The organism is Streptococcus sp. FDAARGOS_192 (genome assembly GCF_002073815.2).
Taxonomy (GTDB): Bacteria; Bacillota; Bacilli; order Lactobacillales; family Streptococcaceae; genus Streptococcus; species Streptococcus salivarius_H.
The window spans coordinates 522,786-534,134 of the sequence record NZ_CP020431.2 but is presented as its reverse complement, the minus strand read 5'-3'; the positions used below and the strand labels follow the sequence as shown (position 1 = coordinate 534,134).

General features: G+C 40.8%; 12 protein-coding genes and 1 tRNA gene. 3 read left to right on the top strand and 10 right to left on the bottom strand.

Annotated elements, in window-relative coordinates:
- Positions 1–593: 593 nt before the first annotated feature.
- Positions 594–1,787 (bottom strand): methionine adenosyltransferase, encoded by a 1,194-nt coding sequence (gene metK, locus A6J31_RS03635; RefSeq protein WP_014634398.1) that lies wholly within the window; start codon positions 1,785–1,787, stop codon positions 594–596.
- Between the two features lie 279 nt (positions 1,788–2,066).
- On the opposite strand from metK, the gene birA reads away from it, so the two are divergent.
- Entirely contained in the window at positions 2,067–3,005 is a 939-nt protein-coding gene (birA, locus tag A6J31_RS03630; RefSeq protein ID WP_064525327.1) for a bifunctional biotin--[acetyl-CoA-carboxylase] ligase/biotin operon repressor BirA, read from the top strand.
- Here birA and A6J31_RS03625 read toward each other — a convergent pair.
- From A6J31_RS03625 to miaA, 4 genes are all read right to left on the bottom strand, one after another.
- On the bottom strand, positions 2,992–3,177 hold the full coding sequence (locus A6J31_RS03625) for a DUF3272 family protein (protein ID WP_002883500.1): 186 nt from the start codon (positions 3,175–3,177) through the stop codon (positions 2,992–2,994). The genes birA and A6J31_RS03625 overlap by 14 nt on opposite strands.
- Before the next feature lie 206 nt (positions 3,178–3,383).
- On the bottom strand, positions 3,384–5,036 hold the full coding sequence (gene dnaX, locus A6J31_RS03620) for a DNA polymerase III subunit gamma/tau (RefSeq protein ID WP_037601149.1): 1,653 nt from the start codon (positions 5,034–5,036) through the stop codon (positions 3,384–3,386).
- Positions 5,036–5,536, bottom strand: coding sequence for a GAF domain-containing protein (locus tag A6J31_RS03615; RefSeq protein ID WP_318655382.1), 501 nt, complete (start codon positions 5,534–5,536; stop codon positions 5,036–5,038). The genes dnaX and A6J31_RS03615 overlap by 1 nt, the downstream gene beginning before the upstream one ends.
- Positions 5,537–5,569: 33 nt before the next feature.
- Entirely contained in the window at positions 5,570–6,481 is a 912-nt protein-coding gene (gene miaA, locus A6J31_RS03610; RefSeq protein WP_037601143.1) for a tRNA (adenosine(37)-N6)-dimethylallyltransferase MiaA, read from the bottom strand.
- A gap of 75 nt (positions 6,482–6,556) precedes the next feature.
- Between miaA and A6J31_RS03605 the strand changes: the two genes are divergently transcribed.
- Together A6J31_RS03605 and A6J31_RS03600 are read left to right on the top strand one after the other, a co-directional pair.
- Entirely contained in the window at positions 6,557–6,733 is a 177-nt protein-coding gene (locus A6J31_RS03605) for a DUF3042 family protein (protein ID WP_002883513.1), read from the top strand.
- Between the two features lie 75 nt (positions 6,734–6,808).
- On the top strand, positions 6,809–7,354 hold the full coding sequence (locus A6J31_RS03600; protein WP_073686314.1) for a hypothetical protein: 546 nt from the start codon (positions 6,809–6,811) through the stop codon (positions 7,352–7,354).
- A gap of 247 nt (positions 7,355–7,601) precedes the next feature.
- On the opposite strand, the gene A6J31_RS03595 is transcribed toward A6J31_RS03600, so the two are convergent.
- The 5 genes from A6J31_RS03595 to A6J31_RS03575 form a co-directional block, all read right to left on the bottom strand.
- A tRNA-Arg gene (locus tag A6J31_RS03595) sits at positions 7,602–7,673 on the bottom strand.
- Positions 7,674–7,723: 50 nt separating this feature from the next.
- Positions 7,724–8,071 (bottom strand): 50S ribosomal protein L19, encoded by a 348-nt coding sequence (gene rplS / locus A6J31_RS03590; protein WP_002883489.1) that lies wholly within the window; start codon positions 8,069–8,071, stop codon positions 7,724–7,726.
- A gap of 127 nt (positions 8,072–8,198) precedes the next feature.
- Positions 8,199–9,425: a voltage-gated chloride channel family protein gene (locus A6J31_RS03585; RefSeq protein ID WP_080610462.1), complete on the bottom strand. Its 1,227-nt coding sequence runs from the start codon at positions 9,423–9,425 to the stop codon at positions 8,199–8,201.
- Between the two features lie 9 nt (positions 9,426–9,434).
- Positions 9,435–9,707, bottom strand: a complete 273-nt coding sequence (locus A6J31_RS03580) for a chorismate mutase (RefSeq protein ID WP_048790577.1) — start codon at positions 9,705–9,707, stop codon at positions 9,435–9,437.
- Between the two features lie 73 nt (positions 9,708–9,780).
- Positions 9,781–11,316, bottom strand: a complete 1,536-nt coding sequence (locus A6J31_RS03575; protein WP_080610461.1) for a ClC family H(+)/Cl(-) exchange transporter — start codon at positions 11,314–11,316, stop codon at positions 9,781–9,783.
- Between the last annotated feature and the right edge of the window lie 33 nt (positions 11,317–11,349).

Below are 11,349 nucleotides of genomic sequence, written 5' to 3'. Positions count from 1 at the left end.
TCCCAATAATCTCAAGACCACCATGTAATGCCTTTCTTAAGAAAGCTCTTTGAAAGTTATGGCCTCCTCCCCAATGAGTGAGCACGTAACTCTCATCTGAATCTCTTTTGAAGATTCTTAAAGATTTTAAAAATATAAGAAAGAACAAGATCATTCTAAATAAACATTAACGTAAATTAATATTATTAAAGAATAGATTAAATTGACTAACTAAATATCTTGTTATGTTGATTAGCTTCCCCAAGAAATCACAAACTAACCAGATCACTTTAGATTATCTAACACCTGTTAAACCTTATTTAAAGGTATTTCTTCTTACTCTATCAATCTAAAATGACTCTAGTTTTATAATTACATCGTCACTTTTATTATAGCAATTTATTCTTATTTTTCAACTCCTTTCAAAGGTTTTCACCAAAAGAATTTATCTATAGCTAGTAGTTTTTATCCTTAAATCACTCAATCCATAGGCTTTACAAGTGTTTAAAGTCAGAAAATTCATATTATTTATTTTCAAAACAAAAAAACAGAATTCAAAAAAATTAAATTCTGTTACTTTGATATTATTAAATTGAAAGTAATATTAAATCTTTTTAAGCTTCTACAGCCGCTTTGAGGGCATCTACCTTGTCCAATTTTTCCCATGGAAGATCGATGTCCGTACGTCCCATGTGACCATAGGCCGCTGTTTGACGATAGATAGGACGTTTAAGATCCAGCATTTGAATGATACCTGCCGGACGCAAGTCAAAGAGATCGCGGACAGCAGCTTCAAGTTTACTTTCAGCAACTGTCGCCGTTCCGAAAGTATCAACACGGACAGACACAGGGTTAGCAACACCGATAGCATAAGCCAATTGTACTTCTGCTTTCTTAGCAAGACCAGCAGCTACGATGTTTTTGGCAATGTAGCGAGCTGCATATGAAGCTGAACGGTCAACCTTAGTGGCATCCTTACCTGAGAAGGCACCACCACCGTGTCTTGAGTAGCCACCATAAGTATCAACAATGATCTTACGACCAGTCAAACCAGAGTCCCCTTGAGGTCCTCCGATAACAAAACGACCTGTTGGGTTGATAAAGAACTTAGTCTCATCATCCAAGTATTCGGCTGGAATAACTGCCTTAATGACTTTTTCAATGACATCTTGACGAATTTGGTCGTTAGTCGCTTCAGGATCGTGTTGCGTTGAGATAACGACTGTATCAACACGTACTGGTTGGTCATTCTCATCATACTCAACGGTAACCTGAGATTTAGCATCTGGACGAAGGTATGAAATCTCACCAGATTTACGCAAATCTGCCAATTTTTTAACCAATTTATGTGAAAGGCTAACTGGAAGTGGCATAAACTCTGGAGTTTCGTCAATAGCAAAACCAAACATCAAACCTTGGTCACCAGCTCCGATAAGATCAAGTGGGTCTTGATCACCAGTTCCACGAACTTCAAGTGCTTCATTGACACCTTGAGCAATATCTGGTGATTGTTCAATCAATGATGGGTGAACCCCTACAGATTCTGCCGCAAAGCCGTATTCTGCATTGTTATAACCAATTTCAGCGATAGTATCACGAACCACACGGTTAATGTCCACATAAGCTGTTGTAGAAACTTCACCGAAAACATGGACAGAACCAGTGTAGACAGCTGTTTCTGCTGCAACGTGTGCATCTGGATCCTCTGCTAAAATCGCATCAAGAATGGCATCTGAAATTTGGTCTGCAATTTTATCTGGATGCCCCTCAGATACTGATTCAGACGTGAAAAGTTTACGTTCTGACATATAAAATGTCCCCCTTTTAATATGAAAAATAGTATTAGATAGCACGGATTTAACCGTCTCCTAATAGGTAAAACGCTATGCTCCTGGTAGAGCTAAACGCCGTTAAAAAGTTACAAAGAACCAACAGCCAACTCTAGGATGACTGTTGCCTTATCGGGACTTAATAACTACCGTCCATTATATCATGTTTTTTCAGTCTAGTCATATAGTTATTTATTATCAAGCCTTATCAATAAGTTATAGTGAGCATTTTACCATCTTTTGTATTATACTTAGGATATGAAAACTTATGAACACGTTTATGACATCTTATCGAAGAGTCCTGATTTTGTGACGGGAGAGAGCTTGGCTAAAAGCCTTGGTGTCTCACGGACAGCCATTTGGAAGGCAATTCAAACACTTCAAGAACAAGGAATTGACATTACAAGTGTCCGCAAGAAAGGCTACTATTTAGAAAAGGGAGATATTCTTCTTCCTCAAGACATCTCTAAGCAACTCAACATTCCAGTCTACTTTAATCCAGATTCTAACTCTACCCAACTAGATGCTAAACATGGCATGGAAAAGATTAATCCGACGCCTGCACTATATCTGGCATCAAGTCAAAAGGCAGCCAAAGGACGATTTGAACGTCACTTCTTTGCCAGTCCACAAGGTGGTATCTACATGAGTATCCACTTAAAGCCCAACTGTCATTTTGAGGAGTTACCCCCTTATACGATGATGGTGGCAGCTGCTATTGTCAAAGCTATCCAGCGTCTAACCGGCATCAATACAGAAATCAAATGGGTTAATGACATCTACTTCAACAACAAAAAAATGGCTGGTATCCTTACCGAAGCCATTAGTTCTATCGAATCTGGTCGCATCACAGATGTCATTATCGGGATTGGGCTTAACTTCTCAATCACTGATTTCCCTGAAGAGTTAGCTAATAAAGCTACTAGTCTTTTTACTTCTGAAAAACCAAGCATCACTCGAAACCAGCTCATTTCAGAAATTTGGAAACTCTTTTTAACCATTCCTACTAGCGATTTGGTCAAAGTTTATAAAGAAAAGTCCCTCGTTTTAGACAAACAAGTAACCTTTGAACAAGCTGGAAGGACTTATACTGGTATTGCCAAGGAAATTGGCGATAAGGGCCAACTTCTCGTTTTTACTGATGATGGTCAGGAAAAATGGTTGACCGCTGGCGAAGTGAGCCTTACTTCTTGGTAGACTTGTCGGCTGCACGCGCAATGCGTGAAACAACGTAAGTTGTCCAAAGACGACGAAACAGTAAATAACCAAAAAAGGCTGTAAAAAAGTAATAGCCGTGCTGTAAACTGTAATTAAAACAAACCGTTTCAAAAATAGTTTCAAGCGTAATAAACAAAATTTGTTGAATCATAAGATTATTATATCAATAGATAGAGCCTAGGACAAGCAGTCTAGGCTCTTTTCATTTTTACACGGATGGAACAGCTTCAGAAATCTATCAAATTACACTGGACATCCTCGCTTTTGTGTTTCTTGGCTCGGACCTAAAAAGGTCCACTGGACCTTCCTCGCTTTCTTATTTCTAGGCTCGGACCTAAAAAGGTCCACTGGACCTTTTTAGTCCTCTATTTCTACTACATCAGAGAGAAACTCGAGTTCTTGAGGGATATACTCTTCACGATCTTCTTTTTCCAATTCTTCTTTGGATTTGAGACTGCGTGCAAATTCTGTTCGGAGTTTTTCAAATTCTGCTTTTGGAACAGCCATAATATTTGGTGAGAAACCGGCAGCTGAACTCATGATACTACCAAACATATCATTAAGATCACTGCGTTTCATAACCTGCTCAGCATTAAAGGCAGCATTAAATGCCAGGATAGCATTTTCTTGATTGGCTAATACAGGCTCGGAACCATTCAAAAGTGCCCTATTTTGTGGGCTGATAGAATCCAAGATTTCAGGCCAAGTTGCCTTTAGGGCATCCAGACACTGGCGTGATTTCTGAGGATTTTCCATGGTTTCACGCATAATCGTGAGAATCTTTTCACGATCCACCTTGTACTGATAAGCAGGTTTGGCTTTTCGACTTGGTGCTACTTCTCCTTGGACTTTGCCCTCTTTAAGAGCTTTACGTAGACTTTCTACCTCGCGACGAAGACTATCTAACTCTTCTTTTAAATTCCCTGGAATTTCTTGTGAAACCTGAGTATGGGTTTCTGACAATTTTATAGTCAGCATTTCCGCATAGATTTTAGGATGTGTTCCAGTTTTAATTTCTGGCAAGGCACTTGTAACCAAGTCAATCAGTTGGAAAAGTCGGTCTTGCTCCAGAGAAAGATTCTCTTCAAAAAGGGGACTATGGTGACTGTTCTCTCCGCCCGCTTTGACAATCAAAAGATCACGAAAATACTCCAAGAGATCCGTCGCAAAACGGCTCATAGACTTACCATTATCAAAAAGAGTTTCAAGATTTGATAAAGCTTGCGTAGTCTCTTGATTGCGAACGTTAGCGACAAAACTGTCTAAGGCTGTTAAACCAATAGAACCAGTGATTTCTTCAGCTACGGCTTGGCTGACATGATTGTCAGGAGACAGACTCAGTGCTTGGTCTAAGATTGACAAAGCATCACGCATACCACCTTCCGCACGACGAGCAATAATGGTCAAAGCCTCATCATCAAAGGTTAATCCTTCTTTTTCCAGAATTGAAGCCAAATGCTCTTTAATAGCTCCCTGCTTGATCGATTTAAACTCAAAACGTTGGACACGAGAGAGGATGGTTGCAGGAATCTTATGTAATTCAGTGGTCGCCAGAATAAAAACAACATTTTCAGTTGGTTCTTCCAAAGTCTTCAAAAGAGCATTGAAGGCACCTGTCGAAAGCATGTGCACTTCGTCGATAATATAGACCTTGTAAGTCGCACGACTTGGAGCATAGGTTGATTTATCACGGATTTCACGAATCTCATCTACACCATTGTTTGATGCGGCATCAATTTCAATCACGTCTTCGAGACTTCCGTTAGTAATATCGCGACAAATATCGCAGTGATTACAAGGCTCACCATCAACTTGATTAGGACAGTTCATAGCCTTGGCAAAGATTTTCGCCGCACTGGTTTTACCGGTACCACGTGGCCCAGAAAAGAGATAGGCATGACTGATTTTCCCTGACTCTACCGCCTGTCTGAGCGTGGTTGAAATCACTTTTTGACCAACCATTTCGCCAAAGGTCTGACTACGGTATTTACGATATAAGGCTTGATACATTAGTTTACCTCAAACATTCCAAATGTAAGCTCGGTTTTCTCAAGTAAAATTTTGACAAATGCTTCAAGATAATCTTGGTCTACTTGGTTATAGTCTCCTACTTGGTGAGAATCCAAATCGAGAACACCAACTAATTTGCCATCTTTTACCATTGGTACAACAATTTCACTTCGAGTAGCGGAATCACAAGCGATGTAATTGGCGTGTTTGGTGACGTCTTCGACAATTAAGGTTCTATTTTCTGCTGCAGACTGGCCACAAACACCCTTACCTAGGGCAATTCGAACACAAGAAACATTACCTTGGAAAGGACCAAGGACTAACTCATTCTTGACATTATCCATCAGGTAGAAGCCTGTGAACACAGAATTCGGCAGGGTTGTATTCAAGAGAGCTGAGGCATTAGAAAAGTTGGCCAAAGCATTGTCTTCATTGGCAAAAAGCACCTTAGCCTGTGCTAGCATTAATTCATAGGCTGATTTTTTTTCTTCGTTAGTCATAACTACCATTATAGCAAAGATTGGTTCTTAAAACTAAGATTGACCTACCTTTTCTCCTTCCCTTTCATTTAAAAATAATTCAAGATCTTGAACGACATTTTCAGGATATTCTGGACTAGAAATCTGATAAAACTTAACAGTCATTCGATTTCTGAACCAGGTTAATTGCCGTTTAGCAAATCGACGCGTATTTTGCTTGAGTTTTTCCAAGGCTTCGTCCAAGGTTTGGTTCCCAGCAAAATAAGGAAACAACTCCTTGTAGCCTATACCACGAGCTGACTGGGCATTAGGATAATTATCGTACAGCCACTTGGCTTCTTCCAAGAGACCATGTTCAACCATCTTATCTACTCGTGTATTAATTCGGTCATAGATTAAGGAACGTTCATCATCTAATCCGATAATAAAGGGATCATAAGTCGTCTCAGTATTTTCAAGATTCTCCGAAAAACGATGAAGCTCAAGTGCTCTAATAGCACGACGACGGTTAATCTCTTTAATCTCAATACCTAAGCGATCAATTTTTTCAAAAAGTTCCTGATCAGATAATTGCTCTAATTCCGAGCGATAGGCTAAAACCTGCTCCTGATCGACCTGTCCCCCTAGGTGATACCCTTCTAGGAGACTTTGTAAATAGAGACCTGTTCCTCCTACTACAATAGGCAGCTTACCACGACTAACGATATCTGTAATGGCAGCCTCTGCCTCTGTCACAAAATCATAAGCTGAATAGGTCTCATCAACATCGCGAACATCAATCAGATGATGCAATGCTGCTGCCTGCTCTTCAGGAGTGGCCTTGGCGGTGCCTATATTCAATTGTCGGTAAACCTGCTGGCTATCTCCTGAAATAATTTCGCCATTAAAACGCTTGGCCAATTCAATTCCAAGCGCTGTTTTTCCTACAGCAGTAGGACCAGCTACTACAATAAGTTTGGTTTTCATAATGTTTTCACTTGCTATTCTAGATATTTTTTTAGATAATATAAGCATATTATAACATATACGGAGGATAGTCTCATGGCTAAAAAACATTCATTCGCTAAAGGTGTCGCTACTGGCGTTATCGGAACTGCTGCTACTGTAGCAGGTGCTGTCTTCGCAGTTAAGAAAACCATTATCGAACCAGAAGAAAAGAAATTGGCTTTCATCGAAGAAAACCGTAAAAAAGCAGCTCGTCGTCGTGTAAGCCGCTAATAATGAGAACCAGGGAAACCTGGTTTTTTGCTGTTATTTTTAACTCTTCATCTACGACTAGGAACGGAGCCAAATTTGAAAAGAAAAAAATATAATATTATCACCTTCTCTTTGCTAGCTTTCTTCTTTCTCTTCGGTTTTTTATCAAAACATTTAAAAGAACCTGTAAAGCCAGCAGCAAAAACGCATCACATCTCTCACAGCCTTTCATCAAAAAGTAGCTCTTCTCATAAAAAAGAGAACACTAAATCATCAACTGCTACTTCGACGGAAGAGCATAAGACGGATGCTAAAGACGAAAATAAGAACCAAGCATCTTCTTCAGTTCAAGGACCAAATCAGAAAACAAACAACCAAACACCTCATCAAGATGGAAATCAAGAAAAGTCCAAGCCTGTTGAAGGCGGACGAGGTTGGGGCGGACCAGAAGATGGCTCCTATGCCACTAACGGAGGAGGCGGTGGAGGTCACGATGCAGCCTTCGCCGCAGGTGCTGGTGGAGGAAGCAATCACGCAAGCTCAACTGATCAGAGCAATGAGTGGGTTAACGACGTTGATAACAATCCTTACGAGTACCCACAAGCTTCATCAAGCACAGATACAACTGCCAATTCCAATTAATGAGATAACAGCATACTAAACATCACCAGTATTCTATTTTGAACCCTAGTTAGGACTAATCCTGACTAGGGTTTTTGCTTATCAAAAAAACACCTATAATTCAATAGGCGTCAAATACATTTAGCTTAAATTTTGAGCAAACTAGCTTAAAACCTTTTCGTTACAAGCCCATAAAGAACATAACGATAAAAAGATAAAATAAATGTGGACAAAACGCTTTAAAACCGCATGGTTAAAGGCTTAAAAATGTCCCCTGCCGGAATCGAACCAGCAACGACTCCTTAGGAGGGAGTTGTTATATCCATTTAACTAAGAGGACTTATGAAAAAATCTGCCACGAGGACAGATTTTTTATGTGAAATCTGTAAATTATTTACGGATTTCTTTGATACGTGCAGCTTTACCTTGCAAAGCACGCAAGTAGTAAAGTTTAGCACGGCGGACTTTACCGTAGCGTACAACTTCAATCTTTTCAACACGTGGAGTGTGGATTGGGAAAGTACGTTCTACACCGATACCGCTTGAAATTTTACGAACTGTGTACATTTCTGAGATCCCTTGACCTTTGCGTGAAATAACTACACCTTCAAAGATCTGGATACGTTCGCGAGTTCCTTCGACAACTTTCGCGTGAACGCGAACTGTGTCACCAGGACGGAATGATGGGATGTCAGTACGAAGTTGACCTTCTGTCAAACTTTGGATCAATGGATTCATTTTTATATACTCCTATCTTACTAATCTTAAGAGCAACCTCTGTGTCTCAGCGGATTAGCCGTTATTTTTGTGTGTCCATTACACACTCTTAGTATCTTATCAAAAAATTATCAGGATGTCTAGTATCTTATTGCATTTCTAGCATTTTTTGTTGTCCATAAATGCTCGTCTTATGATTTATGAGATAAGCAAAAGCCATGACAATCGCGTAAGGGACTGCATTAGCGGGACCAAAGACTTCAACGCCAATGAAAATAGGGGCTAAAAGGGTATTGGTACTGCTACCAAAGACAGACAGATAGCCTAGACCTGCTACAAGTGGAATTGGAAGTCCCAGAACTGGTGCTAGAACAGCACCAAGACTGGCTCCGATAGCAAACAAAGGGGTTACTTCTCCTCCTTGGAAACCAAGAGATAGGGTAAAGACGGTCAAGAGCAATTTCAAGAGCCAATCCAATGGATAAATGGTCCCACCACCAACACTTAAAGCAATCAAATTCGTTCCAAGACCTGTATAACGTCCCTTCCACAAAATCAAAAGAAGACAGGTTAAGACGACACTTCCTAAGAGAACACGATAATAAGGATTTGGGAGCAGACTTGCTACTTTCTTTTTAGCTAGTGACAAGAGATAAGCAAAGAGATTTCCTGCTAGACCAAAGGCCAGACCTAAAAGAGCTAATTTAATAAACGTCCCAAGGTCAATACTCAAACTTTCGGAGACAAAGTGGCTAAATTTTTCAAGACCTAAGAGATGGCTTGTCGTACTAGCCACAAAAGATGCAATAAGAGTCGGTACCAAGATTGGCAGACTTAACTGTCCTAGAGTCAATACCTCAAGCGCAAAGAAGGTCGCGGCGATTGGTGTTTGGAAGAGCCCTCCAAAACCAGCGGCCATCCCCATGGTCAAGAAAATACGTGAAGCATTCGGGAGCTTAAAATAGCGACTAAAAGCATGAGAAACTGTGGCCCCCAGTTGTACAGCAACTCCCTCACGACCTGCAGAACCCCCGAAAAGGTGGGTCAGCCATGTGGTTACAGTCACCAGTGGAATTAACCTTAGGGGGACTTGATCCTCCTCATTATGTCCAACCTTGAAAATCAAGCCCATCCCTTGTGCTGCCTTGCCTGCAAACCTTTGGTAAAGGTAAACAATCAAAAGCCCAGCTATAGGAAGCGCTGGGACTAGATAAAAGAGATGGTGGTCCCGATATTCTGAAAGTCCTATGAGAACACGACCAAAAATAGCATCAATCAGCCCAACCAGCGCCCCTAGAAAGACAGCATAGAGACTCAAAATCACTAAATTGGAGTATGAGAGACCTTGACTCTCACTTAATTGTCTAATTTTCATCTTAATAGCCTACCTTCCTTCAAGCTTGCCTATTTGATAAGTACGAGAATGTTTCATAATATCCGCAAAACTAGCAACGATAGCTTCTTTATATTCAGGATTAACGACACTATCACCTACTTTGTCTAGCAAGGCTTGCTCTCGTTCGGGATCATAAATCGCCTTTCCAGTGCGTTGTTTATAAGCACTTACTCGAGTTACCAATTTCATACGTTCTTCCAACAAAGCCACGATCTCATTATCAACGGTGTCAATCTGTTGGCGAATCTCATTTAAGTCCATACTGACCTCCTTTTTTCTCTCCATTATAACAAAAATGACCTGAGGACAAAAGAGCCTCAAGCCATTGAATTGCTTATAAAAAGAGTTTTCTTACCTGACTGATATTACCTTCATTAACAACTAGATACAGGGTTGCTCCTGCTTTTAGACGTGTGTCTCCATGAACAACCTCAGACTGATCTTGAAAAATCTGAGTGGAAATCAAAACCCCATCAGGTAAGGTTAAATCCTTAACCAATCGACCAGCTAGACTATCTGTAACCGGCAAGTCAATCATCGTCGGTATATTATCAACTTGCTCTTGTTCGTGAGCAATCAGATTGTGAAGCATGGCTTCATAGACAGGTTCTCCTCCCATGAAATCCATAACTAGATAGGCAATCAGGGTCACAACTCCAATGGTCATCAATTGGTGAAGGTCACCCACCATCTCAGTTACTAAAATCATAGCAGTTAGCGGTGCCTTAGACACAGCACCGAAATAACCAGCCATACCAAGAATGATAAAGATAGGAAACTGAACGGGATGTAAAAAGCCTAGGTTTTCAAAAGCTGCCGCAAAGACGCTACCAGAAAGAGCACCTAGAGTCAAAATCGGCAAGAAAATCCCACCAGGAAAGCCAGAACCAAAGGACAGCATACTCCAAATAAAGCGGATAGCCAAATAGAGGATAGCCACAGTTAGAGCAGGATGTAAACCATTTAAGGCAAGAATCAATTCATTCCCGCCACCTAAAAGATGTGGAAAATAAAGGCCAATAGGAATGATAAACAGAACTGCCAAAAGGCCATGAAAATGAGATGGCAAGTGGAAGATTTTCCCTAACCCTTGGTAGACCTTACCAATACGTAAGACAACCCACTCATAACCGTATCCAAGCACACCTAGAAAAATCCCCAAGACAATAAGAATCCAATAATCCTTCAAAGGAAATACGGGTAATTTTTCTGTCATAGCAAGGACTGGTACCTGGCCAAAGATGCGTAAGGAAACAGCATTGGCCACTAAAGATGCCGTTAAAGCTGTCACCCAAACATGACGAGAGAAATGATGATAGACTTCTTCGACGACAAACAAAAGACCAGCAATTGGGGCATTGAAGGCAGCCGATAACCCTGCTGCTGCTCCTGCAGCAATCAAGACACGCTTCTCACGTGCAGAGAGCTTAAGTCCCTTGGCTAATCCCTTAGCAGTCATGGCACCTAGTTGAATACTAGGTCCCTCACGTCCCAACATAAGTCCCATTGAAATCCCAAGGGCTCCACCTAGGAACTTACGCCATAATACTGACCACCAAGACGGATGTAAGAGCCCCATCAGTTCCCCTTCAACATGAGGAATTCCTGAGCCCTTGATGTCTTTTTCCTGCTTAATAAGGTAACCAATAAAAAGTGCAATCAAGAGATTAACCAGGACAATTCCCAAAATCAGAAGTGGATTATGAAGGGCGTCTTTGTATATAGCTACAGAAAATGCGGCCCCTTTGGCAATTAACCAGCGAAAAAGACTGACCACTGCTCCTGCCGTCACCCCCACTAAGAGCCCTCGCCAAACGGACCAAAGAAGATGTTGAGATTGCGTCCTAAAATCTCTTTCTATTTCATTCATAAAAACTCCATTTTTAACTACAATAAAAGCAGA

Coding starts and splice junctions, on each gene's coding strand:
- A6J31_RS03580 (WP_048790577.1), bottom strand. CDS start 9,707: ATGGACTTAAATGAGATTCGCCAACAGATTGACACCGTTGATAATGAG.
- A6J31_RS03625 (WP_002883500.1), bottom strand. CDS start 3,177: ATGATTCAACAAATTTTGTTTATTACGCTTGAAACTATTTTTGAAACG.
- miaA (WP_037601143.1), bottom strand. CDS start 6,481: ATGAAAACCAAACTTATTGTAGTAGCTGGTCCTACTGCTGTAGGAAAA.
- A6J31_RS03605 (WP_002883513.1), top strand. CDS start 6,557: ATGGCTAAAAAACATTCATTCGCTAAAGGTGTCGCTACTGGCGTTATC.
- rplS (WP_002883489.1), bottom strand. CDS start 8,071: ATGAATCCATTGATCCAAAGTTTGACAGAAGGTCAACTTCGTACTGAC.
- metK (WP_014634398.1), bottom strand. CDS start 1,787: ATGTCAGAACGTAAACTTTTCACGTCTGAATCAGTATCTGAGGGGCAT.
- A6J31_RS03615 (WP_318655382.1), bottom strand. CDS start 5,536: ATGACTAACGAAGAAAAAAAATCAGCCTATGAATTAATGCTAGCACAG.
- dnaX (WP_037601149.1), bottom strand. CDS start 5,036: ATGTATCAAGCCTTATATCGTAAATACCGTAGTCAGACCTTTGGCGAA.
- birA (WP_064525327.1), top strand. CDS start 2,067: ATGAAAACTTATGAACACGTTTATGACATCTTATCGAAGAGTCCTGAT.
- A6J31_RS03575 (WP_080610461.1), bottom strand. CDS start 11,316: ATGAATGAAATAGAAAGAGATTTTAGGACGCAATCTCAACATCTTCTT.
- A6J31_RS03585 (WP_080610462.1), bottom strand. CDS start 9,425: ATGAAAATTAGACAATTAAGTGAGAGTCAAGGTCTCTCATACTCCAAT.